A 21,181-nucleotide genomic window follows, 5' to 3' on the forward strand; every position below is an offset into this window, starting at 1 on the left:
CGGACCAATGGGTTTGCATACGTTTATGACAATAAGGTCTGAAAAGACAATCAGTTCATATATGACTGTTGCAAGGAGATTTATGGGAAAAAGATGTATATTTGTGACGGATCAACAATTAAAGTTCAATGTTATGAAAAAAATCGGCTTCCTTTCTTTCCTTGTAGCGGTTTGCGCCGTTTTGTTTGCCTCTTGTTCCCAGCCGGCGCATGAAGTGGTGTATAAAGATGCAGCAGTTACAGTTGTTTATGATGACATCACCACGGATCTTCCTGGCGAAATATTTGTCTCGGACAACTATTTGATCTGGACGGATCCCTTCGGGGAAGAAGAACAAGCGCATATAATCGATAAAAAGAGTTATAAAGAGGTAGGCAAATGTGTCCGGCGCGGGCAAGGCCCCGGAGAGTTTTCGATGGCTACCTACTGTGTGGCTGACAACGACCTGCTTTTGGTCGGCGATATCAGCAAGAACCGGCTGCATACTTATTCGATGGATAACTTGAAATCGGGCCGTCCGGCTTTACTCAAGCAAGAAGAAAAAGAGACTGCGAGAAAAATGCCGCTGATCGCCGTCACGCCTGACGACTTGCTCGCTTTCGATCCGATGAAAGAACAGTCGTTTCTTTATAAAGGAAAATATTTCGGCAAACCGCTGTTTGAGGGAGAAATAGAGAATCTGTTCGATGTAGCGCAGGGGACTTTGGCTTATCATCCGGATAAAGGATTGTTGCTTTACGCTCCGTTCTACATTAATTATATGGCGGCTTATCAAAAGAAAGGGGACACCTTTGAACTTTTATGGGAAAAAAGGGGAGAACAAACTTACCGGCAAACCGGAAATCAGATCAAACCGGATGCGACAAAAATGAACATGGTTCAAGTCCTATGGACAAAAGATTATATCGTCACGCTGCAACGGGACTATAAAACGGACCCGATTGACGAGTCGACTGTCGGCCGTGACGAAACGAAGCTTCCGAAAACCATCTTCGTATATGATTACGAAGGAAATCTCCTGCAAATACAGGATTTAAAGATGCCTACGCTTCGAATCGGCGCAACGCCGGGCGCAAACGACGTCTATGCCATTGTCGTAAATCCGGAATTCTGCTTGGCGAAGATTGAGTTGTAAATGTTTTAAACGAAAATAAACGCTAATTAGGCAACCTTTTGAGAAAAAGGTTGCCTAATTCTATTTGTGAAACGAACAAATCCCCTATATTTGCAAAGTGTGTACGCACACCTCTTTTGTACCATGTAAAAAATAACAAATGGCTTATGTCTTATTCTAACTATTATGCGGCTTCCGGGCTTTTCCACGGATCCATGTCGTCGGTTATGGGAACGCAGTTCGACATCTTGATGGTCGGCAGCGATCCCCGTCTTCTTGGTACGGTTTGGGAAAAGATCGAATCGGAAGTGTGGCGGCTGGATAAGATGCTGAACCGGTTCGATCCGGAGAGCGAAGTCTCGTTTGTCAACCGGGAAGCCGGACATTATCCGGTGACGGTGGGGGAAGAACTTTGGGACATATTGCAGAACTGCAAGCGTTACAATGAGTTGACGGAAGGATATTTCGATATCACTTTGCAGGGGTTCGATCAGGTATTGCTGACGGAGGAAGATAAGAGCATTTTTTTCTTTTCCGAATCTTTGCACATTGATCTCGGCGGGTACGGGAAAGGATATGCGCTTGCTAAAATACGGGAACTGTTGGAAGAAAACGGGGTCGGCAAGGCGCTTGTCAATTTCGGGAATAGTTCGGTTCTGGCGGTCGGTACGCATCCATGCGGCGAATATTGGCCGGTGGGCCTTGACAATCCGTTTACGAAAGAGCGGATTGCCGATTTGAAGTTGTGTGACAGTTCGTTGTCGACATCGGGAAATATGCCTTCCCATCCGCGCCACATCGTGAACCCGCATACGGGAACATTTGTGGATGATAAGAAAATGGTGTCGGTGGTGGCGAAAGATCCGGTAGTGGCGGAGATTCTGACGACGGCCTTTATGATTGCCGACGATGAGCGTATTCCGCTAATCGCATCTCAATTTGATATTTATGAAAAACATGTATATAAGTTATGAAAAATGAAGAGAATTCAGTCAATTTAAGCCGGCGGGACTTCTTCAAGGAGATGGGGATGATCGGTGGAGGCGGTGCGCTGCTTTCCGCGTTTCCCTGGTTGCAGTCCTGTAGTGCTGACGATAAGGCGCAGATCGCCAAGGAGAAAGTGCGGATCGGATTTATCGGTACAGGTTCACGCGGACAGTACCATCTGAATAACCTGAAGACAATCCCGTGTGCCGATGTGGTTGCCTTGTGTGATAATTATCCTCCCCACCTGAAAGAGGCTTCGGCGCTCTATCCGAAAGCCAAGACGTATGACGATTACCGGAAACTTCTGGAAGATAAAGAGGTGCAGGCTGTCATGATCGCGACTCCGCTGTATGAACATGCACATATCACAATTGACGCTTTGCATGCGGGCAAGCATACGTTCTGCGAGAAATCGATGGCGATGACCTGTCCGGATTGCCTGGATATGTACAATGTATTCAAAGAATCCGGTAAAGTGATGTTTATCGGCCAGCAGCGCTTATATGACCCCAAATATATAAAGGCGATGGAAATGATCCATGCCGGCTTGTTGGGCGAGATCGGCTCGATACGGGCGTACTGGTTCCGTAATAACGACTGGCGCCGTCCCGTTCCTTCTCCCGATTTGGAGCGTAAGATCAACTGGCGTTTATATAAGGAATATTCATGCGGCTTGGTAACAGAGCTGGCTACCCATCAGCTGCAGGTCGGAAACTGGGCGTTGAAGATGCTTCCCGAAAAGGTGGCCGGGATGGGAGATATCGTCTATTGGAAAGATGGCCGTGATGTGTATGACAGTATAAACTTGGTCTATCATTATCCGAACGGCGTGAAGATGACCTACGAGTCCATGATTGCCAATAAGTTCTATGGCCTTGAAGAGGAAATTCTGGGAAGCAAGGGGACTATGGAGCCGGAAAAGGGAAAATATTATTTTGAGGATGTCGAACCCGCTCCCGGTATCATGCAGTTGATCAACCAGATCGAACATAATATTTTCGATAATGTTTCCTTCGCCGGCCCGAGCTGGGTGCCTGAAACGGCATCGGTAAACAAGGGACATCTGATCATGGATAAAGTGACAAGTATCAGCGGACAATCCTCGGTCGGGGCGGCCGGAGACGGCTCTGTCGAACTGGTCACAGCTTTCTGTGAAGCTGCTATTACCGGCAGACCGGTTCCCAATCTGGTAGAAGAGGCTTATTATTCTTCTGTCTTGGGCTTGTTAGGCTTGCAGGCGATTGAGGAGGAACGGGTGATTACTTTCCCGGATGAATATAAAATACCGTATCTAAATTTCGCATGATTATGAAAGACATCGTATTATCTGTAAAGAGACAAAAAACGGAAATTAAGATATTCTGTGTCTGTATCGCACTCGCCTATCTGATGAACATTATTTCTATCATCACATACGGAACAAGCTGGTCCGAACTTTGGACACAATCGCTGTGGATGCTGCTCATCACGTGTGGCTTTTACGGGTTGTCGGTCGTACTTCGCCTGCTGTATTACGGAGTACGGCAGTTAAGAAAATGATCTTGCTTTTCTTTTGGAAGAGAAGCAGCTGAAAGAGTAAGGTCGTTCTATCACTTTTCCATCGGGAGGAAGTGGTAGAACGATTTTTATATGTTTTTGATTGATCCCTTATCGTTTTTTCCTGCCTGAGTCCTTTCCTTTGCCCCAATAAATCTGATAAAAATGAAAAAGACGATTTTACTATTCTCAATTCTGTTGGCGTCGTGTGCTGGTAAGCAGACGCAAGAGATCAGGACGATGGAACGTTTGTCCACTGAATCTCGCAATGACTACTATGTAAGCAACCGGACCCCGTTGCAACCGGGGCAATTCATCAAACTGCCTGCCGGAAGCATAGAACCGGAAGGCTGGATCAGGCGGCAGATCGAATTGCAGAAGGACGGACTTTGCGGCCATTTGGGGGAGATCAGCGCTTGGTTGCAAAAGGGAAACAATGCTTGGCTGAAGAACGGAGGCGAATGGGGCTGGGAAGAAGTGCCCTACTGGCTGCGTGGTTATGGCAATATGGCGTACGCCTTGAAGGATGAGGCGTTGTTGAAGGAAACGAAATTCTGGATAGAGGCCATTCTGTCGAGCCAGCGGGCGGATGGTAATTTCGGCCCGATGCATCTGAATAACGGCAAGCAGGATTTCTGGCCGAACATGATCGTCCTCTGGATCATGCAATCCTATCATGAATTTACGAACGACAACCGGGTGATCGACTTCATGACCCGTTATTGCCATTATCTGCAAACGGTTCCCGACGATGCTTTCCTGTCGAGTTATTGGGAGAATAGCCGCGGGGGAGATAACCTTTGGAGCGTGGTCTGGCTGTATAACCGTACGGGCGACGAGTCTCTTCTTCCGTTGGCTGAAAAGATTCACCGCAATACGGCGGACTGGACAAAATCGACCCAGCTTCCGAACTGGCACAATGTGAATGTCGCCCAGTGCTTCCGCGAACCTGCCACCTATTATCTGTTTACGAAAGATTCGGCCATGCTGGCTGCCAGCTATAATGTCCAGAGTCTGATACGCCGTGCTTTCGGGCAGGTGCCCGGCGGAATGTTCGGGGCGGACGAGAATGCCCGTATCGGCTTCTTCGATCCCCGGCAGGGAACGGAGACTTGCGGTTTTGTGGAGCAGATGGCGTCTGACGAGATCATGCTACTGATCAGTGGCGATCCTTATTGGGCCGATCACCTCGAAGATGTCGCGTTCAACAGTTATCCGGCTTCTTTAATGCCTGACTATCGGGCACTTCGTTATCTGACTTGTCCGAATATGGCGATCAGCGATTCACGCAATCATCATCCGGGGTTGGATAATTCCGGTCCGTTCCTGGCGATGAACCCGTTCAGCAGCCGTTGTTGCCAGCATAATCATGGTTTCGGCTGGCCCTATTATGTCGAGCATTTGGTATTGGCGACGCCGGACAACGGGGTGGCTGCCGTTTTATATAATTCTTGTAAGGCAAATGTAAAGGTGGGCGACGGAACGGAAATCACCTTGCATGAACAGACGAATTATCCGTTTGAGGAGATGACACGTTTCACGGTCGGAACATCCGAGGCCGTATCTTTCCCCTTCTATCTCCGTATTCCGTCCTGGTGTAAAAACGCGTCCGTCCTGATTAACGGGAAACTGCAGCAAGCGACGCTCGTACCCGGAACATACGCTTGTATCGAACGAGAATGGAAAGACGGCGATGAGGTTGTCCTGAACCTTCCGATGGAATATGCCGTTCGCCGGTGGCAGGCAAATAAGAACAGTGTCAGTGTCGATTACGGCCCGCTCACGCTCTCTTTGAAGATCGATGAAGAATATAAGCAGATGCCGAGCACCGAAACGGCTGTCTGGGACTCCAAATGGCAGGAAGGGGCAGATGCTTCGGCCTGGCCGACATTCGAGATCCTACCGAAGGCCCCGTGGAATTATGCCTTGAAAGTCCAGTCGCCCGTCACGCTGCAGCGCAAAAGCTGGCCGTCGGACAACAATCCTTTCACGCTCTCTTCCGTCCCGATGGAGTTCAAGGCGCAGGGGCGTTTAGTCCCGGAATGGAAGATCGACGAATACGGCCTGTGCGGAGTTCTGCCCTATGAAAACGCCCGCAAGTCCGACCGCCTGGATGAAATCACGCTGGTCCCGATGGGGGCTGCCCGGCTCAGGATTACGGCTTTCCCGGTAGCGGAATAAACATAGGGTGAAATGATTTTGGACAAAGAAATAAAAAAACGTATCTTTGTCCGAAATCATAACTCATAAATCTCCCGATATGGCAACATTAGATATAGATGCACTTCGCATAGAACTCATGCGCGACATACTTGATACCGACGATCTGGAAGTATTGAGAACCGTTAAGCGTTCCCTGACCCATGCTCTTGCAAAAGTGAAGCAGCAACAGGTAGTCCGGGAAGAAGAGGTGGAATATATCAGCAAACAGGAAATATTGAATGGCATTCGTGAAGGGCTGACTGAATTCTATCAGGCAAAGAAAGCGGGAAAGGAACAGAAAACATTGGAGGAAATTCTCAATGATTTATAAGATAATTCCGGAGAATGCGTTTCTTCGCGAGATGAAACGTCTCGCAAAGAAGTATAAGTCATTGAAGCGGGATCTTGAAAAGTTAGCAGGAGAACTCCATGCCAACCCCCAAGCCGGCGTCAGCCTTGGCGGCGGTGTCCGCAAGGTACGTATGGCAATTGCCAGCAAGAACAAAGGCAAAAGCCACGGGGCCCGCGTAATTACCTTTACTTACTCCGTCGACGAAGAAACCGGAACCATCGTTTTGCTGTATATGTACGATAAAGAAGAGCGCGAAAACATATCGGCAGCCGAAATCACCCGTCTCCTTGAACAAGTGAAGACAGAAAACGGCCTTTGATCTTGTCGGTCTGACTACAATTTTTATCCCTGCAATATATTCAGTATTAAAGAGTCGTCTGTTTCAGATACTCCGACGGGCTTTTCCCATACTGTTTCTGGAAACAAGTCGAGAAATAGGCCGGGGAGGAGAAGCCTACCTGGAAAGCGATCTCGTTGATGCGGTTCTCTCCGTTCTGCATCAGCAGGATCGCTTTCTTCAAGCGGGCGATGCGGATGAAATCGTTCGGGGAAAGACCGGACAGGCCCTTGACCTTGCGGTAGAGGCTGGATGTACTCATTCCCATCGTGTCGGCAAGCATTTCGACGGAAAGGGCTTCGTTGCTGAGGTTCTCTTCCAGGTAATCGTTCAGTTTGCGGAGGAAAATATCATCCACCGGTGAAACGGCGAGGGAGGCAACCGGAGCAAGCGGTTTTTCCAGATACGTCTTGTTCAGTAGCTCGCGGTTTTTCAGAAGGTTGCCGACCTGTGCCGTCAGCAGTTCGATGGAGAAAGGCTTTTCCATATAAGCGTCGGCTCCCGTGTTCAGTCCTTTCAGGCGCGATTGCAGGTTGTGTTGCGCCGTGAGCAGGATAAACGGGATATGGCTGATATTGACATCGTTTTTAACTTCGTTGCAAAGTTCGAAACCATCCATAAGGGGCATCATGACATCGCTGATGATCAGGTTGACCGTGTTCTTACGGATCTGGTCGAGAGCTGCTTTTCCGTTTTCGGCTTCCAATACCTGATACGTTTCCGCCAGTTCACGGGCGATGAAACGGCGCATGTCGTCCTGGTCCTCGACAATCAGAACGACTGATTTGCCTGCTTCGGGCAAGGTCACCATTTCCGGCTTCTCTTTTTCATTTCCGGCAACAATCCGGAAACTGTCTTCCTGCTGTTCGGGCAGCATCAGGACGAATTGGTTCAACCCGTCGGGTGTTTGCCGGTAGAATAGTTTGCCACGGTGGAATTCCGTCAAAGAATGCGCAAGCGATAGGCCTATGCCGCTTCCTAACTGATTTTCTGTCTCTTTAAGGCGGTAAAACGGATTGAATATGTTTTCCGCTTCGTTGTCGGGAATCAGATGCCCGTCGTTGGTGACGAGCAGGGTGAACATCCGTTCTTCGCCTGCAGGAGGAAGCAGTTCGAGGGCGATCCGGCTGTCTGAATATTTCAGCGCGTTGCTGACCAGGTTGCTGACGATCTTGGAGAATGCTTCCCGGTCCAGGCAGGCCTCGAAAGGCAGTTCCGGCAGTTTGGCCGTGAAATCCTTGTTTTCCTGTTCGAAAGCCGGACGGAACGGATGCAGGATCGTTTCCAACCAGAGGACGACATCGGTTGTGACATAGTTCAGTTTGAACCCGCGGCTTTCCGTCTTGCGGAAGTCCAACAGCTGGTTGCTGAGGTCTAACAGCCGTCCGGTGTTTTTCTCGATGATCCGCAAGTTCTCCTGTGTGGCGGGCGTTCCGTCACCCGAACGAAGGATTTTTTCCAACGGGGCCTTTATCAGGGTGAGCGGTGTCCGTATTTCATGCGTGATAAAGGTAAAGAACTGTATCTTTGCGTCGTAAAGCTCTTTCTCCTTCTTGCTTTCGAATATTTCGCGGTTGATGCGGTGTTTCTCTTCCAGTTTGGCTTTTTTATAGTTATACCAGAGTACGATCAGCAGGCATACGATCAGGAAATAAATGAGTAATGCCCATCCGGTAGCCCAGAACGGCGGTGTCACCGTGATCCGGAGAGTCGTTTCGTTATCCTGCCAAACCCCGCTGCTGTTGGTCGATTTTACCCGGAAAACATAGTCGCCGGGCGACAGATTGGCAAAGGTCACGTCTTTATTCTGTTTCATATGAATCCAGTCCTTGTCGCTTCCTTCCAGGCGGTAGGCATACTGGATCGCATCCGGCGAGGTGTAGCTCAGGGCCACATACGAAAGGGTAAAGGTGGAACGGTTATGCGGAAGTTTCAATTCTCCGTTTTTCATAATCCGGTTGACATTATATTTAGGCGCACCGATGCGGTCGTCCTGCACATCTATGCGGGTGATGCACAGGGACGGAGTGTAAACATCTTCCTTGAAATCACGCGGATTAAAGGCGATCATTCCGTTGATCGTTCCCATATACATGGTTCCGTCCGGCATTTTGTAGGCGGAACAATAGTTGAATTGCGCTTCGGGCAGGCCATCCGTGTATGAGTAAGTCTTCATCACATATGTTTCCGGATTAAAGCGGACCAACCCGTTAGCCGTTGCAATCCAGAAAAGATGTTCGTCATCTTCCAGGATACGGTGTACGATATTGCTGGGCAGTCCGTTCTCAACCGTGATGCGGTTGAATGAGTCCGATATCTCGTTATAGAGGGAGAAGCCATAGGCGGTTGCCACCCAAATCCTGTTTTTCGAGTCTTCGAATATGGAGGTCACGTTGTTGTCTCCGATGGTCTGCGACCGTTCGCGGTTGGATGTGTAATGTGCGAATTTCTTGTCGGTTGTGGAATAACGGTAGGCACCGGAAGTGCTTGCAACCCAGATATCGCCTTTGCTGTCTTTGTAGATTTGACGTACCATCGACTTGATCTCTGTCCCCCAGGGAGTGAAACATTCTTCTTTTTTATGGAAGAGGACAAGCCCTTCGGAGGTCCCGATCAGGATTTCGTCTTCGGAGAGTTTGCAAAAGCAGAGTATGAAGTCTGCCGGAAGCAGGTTGCCGGTATTGTTCCGGGTATATCGTTTGATGATTTTCCCGGAAGGGATGTCCAGAAGGTCGATTCCGGTGTTGAATGTCCCTACCCACAACCGGCTGCCGTCGGCAAGCAGGCCGTGGATATTGGTTGCCGAAAGCGGGTGGAGGGGGTTGGTACGGGAGAAGTTCGTGATCTCGCCGGTAGTCGGGTTATAGCGGTTGATCCCGTTATCTTCCGTTCCTAACCAGAGGTTGCCGTATCGGTCCGGACAGATTTCACGTACGGCATTTCCCGGCATTCCCGGATGGGTTTTCCCTCCGATAAAATATTTAAACGGGACATATTCTTTGGGCAGGTAGTTGATTCCTCCGAAAAAGGTGGTAACCCATATCCCCCCTTCACGGTCTTTTGTGATCGAATAGGCTGCATTGTCGGAGATCGTATATTCGTTTGTCAACGATTTTTGCAGGTGCGTGATGCTCCGGTCTGCCATATTCAGGATGTAGACACCGGACTCGGATGCGATCCAGTACGTATTCTCACTGCACTGCTTGATGTCGCGAACCTGTATGTCCGGGATGACTGTTTCCGTTTTCCGGCTGTGCCGGTCGTAGAACTTGAGTCCTGCCCGGTCTGTCCCGACCAGTATTCCCCAGTCCGGCACGAGGCAAAGCTTGGTGAGGTTGATCGGATTTTCTTTTTCCTTTTCAGTCAGTACCGGGATACGGGCGAATTTGTCTGCCTCCGGTTTGTAGAAAAACAGGTCGCTGCGTCCGGCGAGGATCGGCTCGCTCTCTTCGTTCATCGTGATGTCTATCATGCTTATCTGCTCCCCTTCGGGGTAGAAATGCGGACTGCTTTCGCCTGAAAGGGCATAGCGGGCGATCCGGTTGTAGCTCATCAGCCACAAATTCCCTTTTTTATCTTCCCTGATTTGTTGGAAATATTCCGGGGCGTTGTTGCTGTCGGAAAAGGTCAGGGGATGGAAAGCATCTGTTTGATAGTCGTAATAGCAGGTGTGGGAATAGTTGCAGACCCATATCCTGCCGGTCGAATCTTCGAAAAGGCTGATGATCCTGTCGTTCGGCAGGCTTTCCGGGTCGTACGAGTTATAGCGGTAAATGCGGAACTGGTGGCCGTCGAACCGGTTCAGCCCGTCGTCCGTCCCGAACCACATGAATCCTTTTTTATCCTGAAGGGCGCAATAAACCGTGTTGTGCGATAATCCCTGTTTGTTGGTATAGTGGCGGAAATAAAGGTCGTGCGACCAGCCGGACCGGGGGAGGAGGAGCGAAAGCGTGCCCAGTAGAATGATAAGGAATGTTCTCATGCCCTGCGAGTGTTTTTTTGTAGAGTACAAATGTAAAGGAATTTTGCAAAACATTCAATATCGAGGTACAAATTCGGTTTATGGGTGGTAGTAACTTGGCGTCGTAAATTGTTCAATGCGGCAAACGTAGAGGGCTTCCGGTACGATCCGTCCCGCCCTGTCCGGACGGACGTGGGGCGGGATGGAGAGCCGGGTCATCTTACCGGAAATTCCGTAATCCGGAGGGTCGTGCATCCGTAAGGGATCAGTTCGATCGTCTCCTCGTCGCCGAAGTCTTTGCCTTGCTGCGTGTAGTAGGGTACCGGACCTGCCGAGCCTCTGACTTGCGTCCAGCCGTTTAGCCGCATTGCCTTCGTTTTGATGCGTATGGGGGCGTTCTCGACATTCCACGGATAGGGGGTGGTAATGTCTGATTTTTCCACCGTGAAAGCATCCTTGATCCTGTCGGGCGAGAAGGAACGGGCCGGCAGGGCATAGTTCCAGGGACTGTCAGACGTCACCTCGTAATACCATTTGCCGTACACGTCGGACTTATCGCTTTCGAACGCTTTCTTTTCCCATTTCTCGTTCATCTTCAGGGCATAGACCAGCGGTCCCCGTTCGACAACAGCGCTGTTTTCATACCAGCGGCTGACGGTCACCTCCATCGGCAGTTCGAGGGACAGGATATCGCCCTCTTTCCATTCCCGGTTGATACGTGTGACGGTTCCGGGATAGGCATCGACCGTCAGTGGTTGACCGTTGAGTTTGACGATCGGCTGCTTGCACCAGCCCGGTATGCGCAGGTGGAAGGGGAAGAAGGCCTTTTTCACTTTCTTGTCCGTAAACGAAACATGGTAGCGTATTGTCTCCTCGAAAGGATAGGCCGTTTCTTCTTTCAGGTTCACCTCGATTCCTCCTGCCACTCGTGCCGTTACTTGCGAGGGGGCGAAGAGCAGGGAGGCGAGTCCGTTGTCGGCAGTCGCGTACCAGAGGTTCTGGACGAATTTGGGCCAGCCTTGGTGAAGATTGGACGTGCAACAGGGATAGCCGGTCAGCTCGCCGAAAAGCAGGTCGGTGTCGTCGTGCGGGGTGGAGAACTCCCTCCACTCGCGGGTGACGGCGATCTGGTTGGTCTGCTGGTAATACTGGCGGGCGGAGTAGTCGTCGGTCACTTGAGTGGGCAAGGCGTTGTATGCCACGCGCTCCAGGTAGTCGGCCCATTGCATGTCTCCTGTGACCTCCAGTATCGTTTCCAGTGAGTACATCATCTCTACGGCGGTACAGAGCTCCGAGCCTGTCGTCGGTTTGCCGAAGCGCAGCAGTTCGTCTCCTCCCCAAAGGCCGGTGGGCAATCCGATGGTGTGACGGATGTCGTTGACCGCTTGGCGGGTGGCTTGGATTTGCTTGGAGTCTTTGCCTTGCTGGTAATAAACGATCGGTTCCTTGAAGCCTTGTGCGAGGTTCACACAGTGCAGGCTGTGTTGGCGTCTGAGATGATTTTGATTTAAAAAGATATCTGTCCAGTTGAACGTCTGTTTATGGATTAACTCGCCTAAATCCAACAGGAATTTGTCGCCGGTGATGTTGTACAGCCAATAGACGACCATCAGGTTATCCCCTCCGCGCTGTTCGCCCCAGAAGGTCCATTTGCCTAACGGGTTTTTGGGCAGTTCGTCCAGTTGGTATCGGAAATATCGGGTCATGAAGTCGATCACGCGCCGGTCCTGCGTAGCCGTGTAGTATTGCTGCATGACTTTCAGCATGACCATTTTGGGCCACCAGTCTTGCGCGTTGTCGCGTTGCAGACCGGGTTCGTAGTCGCGGTCGGTGTCGGGGCCGAAGTAGCCGTTGGGCTTTTGTGATGCCAAGGTCCATTCGATCCAGGGTTGTACCTTTTCGATCAGGGCTTGGTCGTTCAGGAGATAAGCCAACGGCAGAAGTCCGTCGATCCAGTACGGACCCCGTTCCCACACGTCACCGTCACCGCCGAGCCATCCGTTTCGGGGACCCATTACTTTCGTGTAGACCTTATCCAAGTGGCCGGTCATTCCGTCGCGCATACGAGTCAGTTGGTCGTGCATCCACCCTTCGGCGCGGATGGTTCCGAGAGGCAGTTGGATGTAGTCTTTTTGCAAGAGCGGGTGCCGGTTGTTCCGGTAACTTTCGGCTGCGGGTTCTTCGCCGGCGGCCGAGACAGTCGCTACCGTGAGGGTGGCGACTGCTGTCAGGAAAATTTTTTTCAATTTGTTCATGGTGATAGGATGATGTTATGTTATTCTTGATAATCGATCCATACTTTCATCTTGCCTGCTTCGCGGTTGTCCCAGGCATAGTAAGGAATGAAATGTAGTGTTTGTCCATTCGATGTAGCTTTGATTGAGCGGATGCCGCCCAGGTTGTCCGGTTCGTCTTTGACTTCGAATGAGGAGGTGGGCGTCAGTGCGAGGCCGGCAAAGTCTTTCGCGTTGTCCGTCTCTTCGAGGCAGTAGACCAGCGGTCCGCGTTGCAGGGCGCGCTTGCCCGTGTTTTGCCGCACGCGCGGGTCGGCTGATACTTTTTCGACCGGCATGTCCATGTTGAGCACGATCAAGTCGCCGGTCTTCCATTCCTTGATGACGGTATATCCCTTGTCGGTCGTACTGTCGGCCTTGTTCCCATTGACTGACAGGGTGTATGACTTGCACCATCCGGGGATACGGATGCGCAACTCCTTGCCGAGCGGTTGTTCGGAGGTGACGGTCAGCTTGACCAGCCCGTCCCAGGGGTAGTCCGTTTCTTGTTTCATGACGACCTTTTTCCCGTCGATCGTGACTTCGGTGGTGTTTCCGATGAAGAGGTTTACCCACAAGGCCTTGTCCGATGTTCCATAGATATAGTTCCCGATGGAAGGCAGGAAGCGCGAGATCTGGCTCGGACAGCAGGCGCACCCGTACCAGGCCTGGCGGTGATGGTCTCCGTTCGATTCCAGCGGATTGACGTAGAAGAAGCGGTCTCCAACCAGTGAGACGCCGGCCAGCGCACCGTTGTACATGGAACGTTCCAGTACGTCTATGTATTTCGAATCGCCTGTGAACTGGTTCATGCGTTGGTTCCAGTAGACCATCCCGACGGAAGCGCATGTCTCGCAGTAGGCATCGAGGTTCGGCAGGTCATAGTCTTCGGTGAAGCCTTCGTTGTGCCGTGAAGAGCCGATCCCGCCGGTCACGTACATGTTGCGTAGTACTACGTCGTCCCAGAGGCGGTTCAAAGCCTCGACATAAGCGGTATCTTTTTTCAAGGCTGCCACGTCTGCCATCCCGCAGTACAGGTACATGCAGCGGACGGCGTGGCCTGAAATGTCTGTCAATTCCCTTACCGGGATGAGATCCTGGTAGTAAGCGGGATCCCATTCTCCTTCATCGCCTTTGCTTCCGTGCCCATGTCCCCGTTCTTCGAGCAACCAGTTGGCGAAGTCGAGATATTTTTCCTGACCGGTTGTCCGGTATATTTTCACCAAAGCCAATTCGATCTCCTCATGTCCCGGCACCCAATGGCGCTTGTCGGGACCGAACAGCTCCATCATGTGGTCTGCCATACGGATGCTCACATCGAGCAGTTTCCGTTTTCCGGTTGCCTGGTAATAGGCGACGGCGGCTTCCATCATGTGGCCGGCACAATACATCTCGTGCTTGTCCATGTTGTTCCAACGTTTGTCTTGCCCGGTCAGTGTGTAGAAGGTATTGATATATCCGTCCGGTTGCTGGGCTGCCGCGATCTTGTCGATCCATTCGTCCGCTTTCTTTTCCAGTTCGGGGTCCGGGTTGTTGATCAGGCTGTAGGCGATACCTTCCAACGCTTTATATACGTCCGAATCGTCGAAGAAGATACCGGAGTGTTTCCCTGTCCCTCTGGCTGCATTTTCAAAATTTTGCATTCTTCCGGTCTGGTTCTCTATCTGGTCGATACAGACAGGGAGTGTAGCCGATGTGTGCTTGGCGAGGCGGGGCGACCAGAAGTTGTCCCGGATGTGCACGTGCGAGAAGTCTATCTGGTCAATTATTTTCAAAGGCGGGGTTTCTATTTGGTCTTGCCCGCCGCATCCCCATAGTGCCATACAGGCAAAGGGTAGTACAAAATACTGTTTCATGGTTTAAAATTTAATGTTATAATTTGCAACTTATTTTTGTCAAAGTAGGAGAGGTGGCTGTCTTTGTCCCGTTGATGAAAATCGACAGCCCGGCTCCTCGTTTATATTTATCACCTGTCTTATCATAAAGCACGCATATTGTTTTGCCACGATAAGTCAGATTGTCCAGGCAAAAGTAATCCCAATATCCTTCCGGTATCAACGGGTTGACATCGAGTTCCTCTTCTTCACTTGGCCGGATTCCGATTAACCCGTTGATGACGAGGTCGCAGAATAAAGAATGATTATAATCTTTTCCGCGTTCTTCGGGTTTTCGGTGACGTGTTGACAACATTGTCCTGGATATCCAATCGCCAGTAAAAGGATTCAGGTTTTCGTCAATCCATGGTGTTAGTATGCCATTCTCGTCCTTCTTATACAGGCTTCGTGCATAAATCGAGAATAAAGTTATGAAATCTCGTGAATCTACAAAAGATTGTGTTTGATTATTTAACAAATTAGCCAATCCGACCAATGTCATCGAGGTCGCGTATGGCCACGAAGGACCGTTCCATTGGCATTCATGTCCTTCGTATGCAATTTTGAATCGAGGATGGCATTGTTCGGCAGTTGTTGGCCCGTAAGGAGCGAGAAAATGTCGTGTGTTCATCAGGAATTTCCAAGCGACGGCATAGTCGGCGGAAGCCAGGTTGAATGCCCAAGGCGTATATCCATGTAGTTCGCGTACGTCTTTTAAAGAAGCGTTTTTTTCTACAGGCAGTACTTTTAGAAATTCCGCTTTGGGGTCCCATAAGTATTTGAACATGTTTTCTTTGATCTGCCAGGCTTCGGTTTCGAGTGCTTGTGCTTGGGTATCGTTTTTCCAATGTGCGACTTTGGATAAGATTGCGGCTTCGGCTGCCATATATGAGTTGATGGTTGCCCGAAAACCGTGTCCGCCGATTGAAACTTCCATGCCGTCTTCTCCGTCTTTTTGCCAGAACAATCCTTTTTCAGCTATGAATTTTTTTTTCTTCCACTCTGAATAGTTTTGTAAAAGTTCTGGATATAACTCTTTCAGCAATTGATAATTTCCTGTAATCTGACAATATTGGTAGATTGCATGGGCAACGGGAAAACTGTAGGAATGCGTGTCGCCTCCTCCTTTCAGCCAATAGTAAGCATAGTCTTTGAGGAAACCGGAATGCTTCATCCACCTACCTTCTCGAAAGTGGAACCAGGCAGAGCAACAGATGCCGTTGTGCTTTCCGGCCCACGGGACATCCGGAAGGAATTCGGTTACGATGAACCCGTCCGGTGTCTTTTTCAAATGTTTCCGGAAAGTCCACCAGCGGAAATAATAGATTTCCTCTATGTTTTTGTCCGGACATTCGAATAGCGGTATATTGCCGGATAAGAATTCTTTCGCCTGTCCGTTTGAAATATGTTGCACATACAATTCCTTGTCTTGCATGTTGAACCGGTCGATATACGAGTCTATCATGGCGGGATCAAGAACCTGTCCTGTGGTTGTATATGGAAAAGCCGTGACTGTGAGAAGAAAGTATAGGAGAAGGATTACAAGTTTGTTCATAAGGACATTTTTTATTTGCAGGGAAGCATGGAGGGAGGTTGCTTCCCTGCGAGGTTTGTAAGTTGATTACGTTTATTATTTATAATGGGGGTTTTGTTCCAAGTTGGGATTGGAGGTCAAAACTTTTTCGGGTATCGGGAAGACAGATCGGTAATCACCTTGGGGCTTATGCGAGAGCCAGCTTTTTTTCGTGTAAACACCGAACCGGATGGCGTCTCGTCTGCGGTGCATTTCCCATGCGAATTCCCAACCTAGTTCATCATACATTCTTCCGAACCGAATGAGGTCCGTGTTCCCTTTGTCTGTAACGGTGTAGTGTTCCACGTAGCCATATTGATATGAACTGTTTTCTTGTAGCTGAGCATCGGTTACTATCGCTAATTCAGGATTGTCTTTGAATGCCCGTTTGCGGACTTCCGTGACTAAGAGGCCGGCTCCCGGTTTTCCCGAACGCAATAAGCATTCCGCTTTCATCAGGAGTACTTCTGCGTATCGGAACAGAGGCACATCCGTTTCGGATGAGGATTGCTCGCCTTTTACGATTTCGAATTTGTTCATGCGGTAACCTTCCATCTCACTGGTGTAATTTCCGTCCGGAAGATCTTTCGTATAGACAAGAGGTTCTCCCATTTTGTCGTATGTCCCGTATAGAGGACTACCGTCCGCAGCCAATTGTTCACCTATCAGCCAACTGTCAGTCAAACGGGTATCTTGGGGAGCATACGTGTCGATGAATTGAGTGACACCCATGGCTGAACCGCATCCCCAAGGGGTCGCTTCGGTTTCGTATTTCTTTTTCAGTTCTCCGTGCCAGGAAAACATGTGGATCGAATTACCCCCGGCGATATTTGCATCGAACGGAATGGTGAAGATGACTTCTTTGGATGTTTCCACTCCCGTGGAGCGGAAGGGGTCTTTGTAGTTGTCGGACAATGCGAATCTGTTGCTGTTTATGATGTCGTCACACTGCCGGATACAGTCGTCCCAGTGTTCTTCGCCTGTATATACCGTCGCATTCAGATATATGTTTGCCAATAGCGTTTTTGCCGCCCATTTGTTCATCCGGCCGTATAAATTCCCTCCCTGTTCTTCACTTAAAGAAGGAATGGCTTCTTGCAATTCTTTTACGATGAAGTCGAAAATTTCTTTGCGGTTACTTTTGGAGGGTAGTTCCATCGTGGTTGTCGTGACTAATGGAGCGTCTCCGAAATTATCGCAGATTTGCCAATAATAATAGGCTCTCATGGCTCGTAGTTCAGCCAGTCCCATTGTCTTATCTGTTTCGGAAGGTGCCGGTAAAATACCGTTTTCTATTTGTTCTATCACTTTGTTGCATAATAAGGCACCTTGGTAGAAGACGGACCAGATATTAGAGACGTGTCCCTGTTCGGAGTTCCACGTCTGGTAGTGCATGCGTCGATAGACACCGCCGTCATCCCAGCCGGAAGCGTTGGGAGGCATGACAATGGCGTCGGCACTGACTTCTTGTGCCGTGAAGTATCCCCAATGGTCCGGGAAACTTCTGAGTTGGCTATATACGCTGGCAACAGACGGTGAAAAATCGTCGACCGTGTAATTGTAGGTCTGTTCGGTTATTTTGGAATATACTTTTTCATCCAAATCATTGCTACAGGAAACGATTGTTCCGGAACAACATAATGCTAAAAATAATTTTATATAAGTATTCATGATAATTACGTTACGATTAAAATTTGACAGATACTCCTAATGTGTAAGTCCGTGTAGACGGATAACGGTTCTTATTGTCAACGCCGGGTGCCAGGCCGCTAATACTTACTTCCGGGTCAATGCCGGAGTAGCCTGTGATAGTGGCGAGGTTGGAAATCGTGCCATAGATTCTCAGGCGTTTCATCCAAGTATTGAAATTGAACGTATATCCTAAGGTCACGTTGTCGATTTTCCAATAATTGCCTTTTTCGATGTAGTAACTGACATATTGCAATTCTTGGTCGGCTGCTAAAGGAACTTTCCCGTATTTGGTATCGAATGCCGCGCTTAGCACATTCCCTCTTGACAGCATGACTGGTGCTTCATATTGCAAGCGTGGCATGTTCAAGATGTCGAAACCGAAAGCACCACGCATGGTCACGTTGAAATCGAAGTTTTTCCAATTCAGCGTGTTGTTCCAGTTCAGGTAATGTTTGGATAGGCCGTTTCCAATAATCTGTTTGTCTGTTGGTTGCAGTTGGGATATAGGTTTCGGGTCGCCGTCTGCTCCTTCTATGATCCAATGTCCGTTTTCATCGATATCGATACTTTTGTATCCCCAGAAATTACCGATCGGTTGCCCTTCCTGGATGCGGTGAGTTGTCGTTTGCAAGGGTTCTCCCGTAGAACCTTGATCCGAGTAACCACTGGAGACGAACTGATCGTTGGAAAGTGACAAAAGTTCGTTTTTGTTTGTCGAGTAATTCATAGATGTTGTCCATTGGAAATCTTTTGTTTGGACAGGAACGACCGTGATACCGGCTTCTATCCCCTGGTTACGCATTGATCCGGCGTTTGCTACCATACGAGAGAACAGGTAAGGGGGAGAAGGCACGTCATAGTCCCATAACAAATCTTCTGTTTTGCGATTGTAGTAATCGATATTACCTGTGATGCGATCTTCCCAAAAACCGAAGTCGACACCGATGTTGATCTCTTTTTTCTTTTCCCATCTCAATTCGGGGTTCGCATTTGAATCCGGTCTGATGGTTTTGATCCATTGATTGTTATAATAAACATAAGTTCCGAAGTTCAGCGTGTTCAGTGACATATACGGATCACTTGGAACCGTTCCCGTAACACCATATCCGGCACGTAGTTTTAAGATGGACAAAACTTCGGCGTCTTCCAAGAAATGCTCTCCTTTGATGTTCCAGGCTGCAGAAACAGATGGAAAGTTTCCCCATTTGTGATCAGCCCCGAACTTGGTGGATCCTTCGTGACGGAGACTGGCTGCAAACATATATTTCCCTTTATAGCTGTAGTTCAGACGACCGAAGTAACCGATCAGTTTGCTTTCGTTTGCCGTTGAGTATTCCGTTCCGCGTCCGTCTTTCAGTGCCTGCCCTGTACCCATATTATTATAGGTATAGTCATTGGAGGGAAAATTGAAATTCTGCATGTAAAAATTCTGATAATGTGTCTTTTGCCAACTATATCCTCCTAAGAGTGTGAACGAGTGGTCTTCAAATATAGTTTTCCTCCATTGTACGGTCAGTTCCGACAAATCTTCATTGGAACGCGTGGAGCCACGGGAAGCATATCCGTTTCTGCCGTCTTTCCAAGTGGATTTGTGTTGCTGGGTCTCGTAATATCCTCTGATTTGGTTATAGGTATTGGAAGAAAACAGATATTTGATATCTAATCCTTCGATTGGTGTATAAGTGATATTGGCGAACATGCGCAGGTTGGTCGCTTGATTTTCTCCTTCCACTTCGTTCTGGAGGGATACTGGGTTGAAGTATTCGTTTTTCGTGCTTTCCGAATAATTGCCATCTTTGTCGTACACCGGCGTGGTCGGGTTGTATATCAAAGCGTTTCTGTACACTTCGCTGTTGTAGCTTCCGCCGTCTGAACCAGAGAAGTAGGTTTGCTTGTAACCGCTCAGGCTTGCGTTCAGTTTCAATTTGTTGTTGAACATGCGGTGAGTGATTTCTACACGCGGGTAGAACATCTGATTGTTCGTACGTTTGATCAGTCCGTTCAAACCACGGTATTCGAAGCTGGCCACATAATTAGTCGTACGGCTACCGCCGCGCAGGCTGATGTTGTAAATCTGTGTGAACGGTGTGCGGGTCACTTCGTCCAGCCAGTCGGTTGATGCACCGTCGTCTTGGGCCCCCGGCCATCCTTCTTGTACGCGTCGGCGGTATTCGTCTGCTTTCATGAACGGCAAGGTCTTTGTTATTTGCTGGGTGGAAAGATAAGCATTGACATCTACTTCCGTAGGCATTTCTCCATTGGCATTCTTGGTGGTAATTAATATGACGCCGTTTGTTCCTCTGGTTCCGTAGATCGCGGCGGCGGAACCGTCTTTCAGGACGTCGATCTGTTCGATGTCGTCGGGTGAGACGGAGTTCAGGTCGCCGGGGATCCCGTCGATGAGCACCAAAGGGCTGGAACTGGCTTTCAAAGTGGTGATTCCACGTAGGGCGATCTGCGAGGTGGAAGTCGGGTTGGCATCCGGCGTAATGATACTTAGGCCTGGAACTTTCCCTTTGATCAGTTGTGCGGCATCTGTAGTTGGTGTTTTTACGAAATTATCAGATTTGATTGTGGAAATGGAACTGGCCACTTCCCCTTTCTTTTGCGTACCGTATCCGACAACTACCACTTCATCGATGCTTTGAGTGTCTTCGATCAGCATGACGTTGGCCGTTTTGTTGTTATTGATAACGATTTCCTTTGTCAGATAGCCGATGTAAGAAATTTGCAAGACGGCTTTTGGTGGAACTTCCAAGGTGTATTTCCCATTGACATCCGTGACTGTTCCGATAGAAGTCCCTTTTATGATTACATTTGCACCAATGACGGGTTCCCCGTTGTTGTCGGTTACTGTACCTGTAATGGTCCGGCTTTGTTGGTCGATAAGAACTGTCCTGCCCGTACCGTTCTTTTTCAACAGGAGGATGTACCGGTTGTCGAATTCGTAGGTGATATCAGTACCTTTAAAAGCTTCTTCGAGATAGGATATCATTTTTCCGGATGTGTTTTGGACGGTAATGTAACGTTCTATGTCTACTTCACGACTTTTGAAAACGACCAGATAGTCGGTTTGATCTTCAATTTGAGTGATCAACTGGCCGACTGATATCACGCTCTGTTCCAGTTTTATGATTGTGTTTTGTGTTTCCGAATTAAGCGCTATCGTCTGGAAGGTACAGGCGAAAAGCATGAAGGACGGTAACAAAGTTTTAATTTTCATTTCTTTTTAAGTAATAAAGTGAATACTAAATGAATTTTGTAGATAAAGACTTGTCTG

At 49.0% G+C, this 21,181-nt stretch carries 13 protein-coding genes; 7 read left to right on the forward strand and 6 right to left on the reverse strand.

Going from position 1 to position 21,181, the window contains the following annotated elements; all coding sequences use genetic code 11:
* Nucleotides 1-133: 133 nt before the first annotated feature.
* From RDN79_RS09305 to RDN79_RS09335, 7 genes are all read left to right on the forward strand, one after another.
* Complete coding sequence (locus tag RDN79_RS09305; protein ID WP_298551155.1) at nt 134-1,135, forward strand: hypothetical protein; 1,002 nt, start codon at nt 134-136, stop codon at nt 1,133-1,135.
* Between the two features lie 146 nt (nt 1,136-1,281).
* Nucleotides 1,282-2,088 carry an FAD:protein FMN transferase gene (locus tag RDN79_RS09310; RefSeq protein WP_298551156.1) on the forward strand — a complete coding sequence of 269 codons (807 nt, stop codon included), beginning with the start codon at nt 1,282-1,284 and terminating at the stop codon, nt 2,086-2,088.
* Nucleotides 2,085-3,407: a Gfo/Idh/MocA family protein gene (locus RDN79_RS09315; protein ID WP_298551158.1), complete on the forward strand. Its 1,323-nt coding sequence runs from the start codon at nt 2,085-2,087 to the stop codon at nt 3,405-3,407. The genes RDN79_RS09310 and RDN79_RS09315 overlap by 4 nt, the downstream gene beginning before the upstream one ends.
* A 2-nt stretch (nt 3,408-3,409) precedes the next feature.
* On the forward strand, nt 3,410-3,640 hold the full coding sequence (locus tag RDN79_RS09320; protein WP_298551160.1) for a hypothetical protein: 231 nt from the start codon (nt 3,410-3,412) through the stop codon (nt 3,638-3,640).
* Between the two features lie 162 nt (nt 3,641-3,802).
* Nucleotides 3,803-5,818: a beta-L-arabinofuranosidase domain-containing protein gene (locus tag RDN79_RS09325; RefSeq protein ID WP_298551162.1), complete on the forward strand. Its 2,016-nt coding sequence runs from the start codon at nt 3,803-3,805 to the stop codon at nt 5,816-5,818.
* Nucleotides 5,819-5,897: 79 nt separating this feature from the next.
* Nucleotides 5,898-6,170 (forward strand): hypothetical protein, encoded by a 273-nt coding sequence (locus RDN79_RS09330; protein WP_298551164.1) that lies wholly within the window; start codon nt 5,898-5,900, stop codon nt 6,168-6,170.
* The gene (locus RDN79_RS09335) at nt 6,160-6,510 is read left to right on the forward strand and encodes a type II toxin-antitoxin system RelE/ParE family toxin (RefSeq protein ID WP_298551166.1); all 351 of its coding nucleotides are present in this window, start codon (nt 6,160-6,162) and stop codon (nt 6,508-6,510) included. The genes RDN79_RS09330 and RDN79_RS09335 overlap by 11 nt, the downstream gene beginning before the upstream one ends.
* Before the next feature lie 46 nt (nt 6,511-6,556).
* On the opposite strand, the gene RDN79_RS09340 is transcribed toward RDN79_RS09335, so the two are convergent.
* The 6 genes from RDN79_RS09340 to RDN79_RS09365 all read right to left on the reverse strand — a co-directional run bounded on the left by RDN79_RS09340 (nt 6,557) and on the right by RDN79_RS09365 (nt 21,124).
* Nucleotides 6,557-10,510, reverse strand: coding sequence for a hybrid sensor histidine kinase/response regulator transcription factor (locus RDN79_RS09340; protein ID WP_298551168.1), 3,954 nt, complete (start codon nt 10,508-10,510; stop codon nt 6,557-6,559).
* Nucleotides 10,511-10,704: 194 nt separating this feature from the next.
* Nucleotides 10,705-12,744 carry a beta-L-arabinofuranosidase domain-containing protein gene (locus RDN79_RS09345; RefSeq protein WP_298551169.1) on the reverse strand — a complete coding sequence of 680 codons (2,040 nt, stop codon included), beginning with the start codon at nt 12,742-12,744 and terminating at the stop codon, nt 10,705-10,707.
* A 20-nt stretch (nt 12,745-12,764) separates the two neighbouring features.
* Nucleotides 12,765-14,618 carry a glycoside hydrolase family 127 protein gene (locus tag RDN79_RS09350; RefSeq protein ID WP_298551171.1) on the reverse strand — a complete coding sequence of 618 codons (1,854 nt, stop codon included), beginning with the start codon at nt 14,616-14,618 and terminating at the stop codon, nt 12,765-12,767.
* A gap of 16 nt (nt 14,619-14,634) precedes the next feature.
* Nucleotides 14,635-16,191: a glycosyl hydrolase family 65 protein gene (locus RDN79_RS09355; protein WP_298551173.1), complete on the reverse strand. Its 1,557-nt coding sequence runs from the start codon at nt 16,189-16,191 to the stop codon at nt 14,635-14,637.
* A 75-nt stretch (nt 16,192-16,266) separates the two neighbouring features.
* Nucleotides 16,267-17,880, reverse strand: coding sequence for a RagB/SusD family nutrient uptake outer membrane protein (locus RDN79_RS09360; RefSeq protein WP_298551175.1), 1,614 nt, complete (start codon nt 17,878-17,880; stop codon nt 16,267-16,269).
* Between the two features lie 16 nt (nt 17,881-17,896).
* Nucleotides 17,897-21,124, reverse strand: coding sequence for a TonB-dependent receptor (locus tag RDN79_RS09365; protein ID WP_298551177.1), 3,228 nt, complete (start codon nt 21,122-21,124; stop codon nt 17,897-17,899).
* Between the last annotated feature and the right edge of the window lie 57 nt (nt 21,125-21,181).

This window comes from uncultured Parabacteroides sp. (genome assembly GCF_902493135.1).
Classification (GTDB): domain Bacteria; phylum Bacteroidota; class Bacteroidia; order Bacteroidales; family Tannerellaceae; genus Parabacteroides.

Bases quoted from the DNA above. Each gene is read 5' to 3' on its own strand.
- RDN79_RS09350 (WP_298551171.1), bottom strand. From the start codon at position 14,618: ATGAAACAGTATTTTGTACTACCCTTTGCCTGTATGGCACTATGGGGA.
- RDN79_RS09310 (WP_298551156.1), top strand. From the start codon at position 1,282: ATGTCTTATTCTAACTATTATGCGGCTTCCGGGCTTTTCCACGGATCC.
- RDN79_RS09360 (WP_298551175.1), bottom strand. From the start codon at position 17,880: ATGAATACTTATATAAAATTATTTTTAGCATTATGTTGTTCCGGAACA.
- RDN79_RS09355 (WP_298551173.1), bottom strand. From the start codon at position 16,191: ATGAACAAACTTGTAATCCTTCTCCTATACTTTCTTCTCACAGTCACG.
- RDN79_RS09325 (WP_298551162.1), top strand. From the start codon at position 3,803: ATGAAAAAGACGATTTTACTATTCTCAATTCTGTTGGCGTCGTGTGCT.
- RDN79_RS09345 (WP_298551169.1), bottom strand. From the start codon at position 12,744: ATGAACAAATTGAAAAAAATTTTCCTGACAGCAGTCGCCACCCTCACG.
- RDN79_RS09320 (WP_298551160.1), top strand. From the start codon at position 3,410: ATGAAAGACATCGTATTATCTGTAAAGAGACAAAAAACGGAAATTAAG.
- RDN79_RS09305 (WP_298551155.1), top strand. From the start codon at position 134: ATGAAAAAAATCGGCTTCCTTTCTTTCCTTGTAGCGGTTTGCGCCGTT.
- RDN79_RS09330 (WP_298551164.1), top strand. From the start codon at position 5,898: ATGGCAACATTAGATATAGATGCACTTCGCATAGAACTCATGCGCGAC.
- RDN79_RS09340 (WP_298551168.1), bottom strand. From the start codon at position 10,510: ATGAGAACATTCCTTATCATTCTACTGGGCACGCTTTCGCTCCTCCTC.
- RDN79_RS09315 (WP_298551158.1), top strand. From the start codon at position 2,085: ATGAAAAATGAAGAGAATTCAGTCAATTTAAGCCGGCGGGACTTCTTC.
- RDN79_RS09365 (WP_298551177.1), bottom strand. From the start codon at position 21,124: ATGAAAATTAAAACTTTGTTACCGTCCTTCATGCTTTTCGCCTGTACC.
- RDN79_RS09335 (WP_298551166.1), top strand. From the start codon at position 6,160: ATGATTTATAAGATAATTCCGGAGAATGCGTTTCTTCGCGAGATGAAA.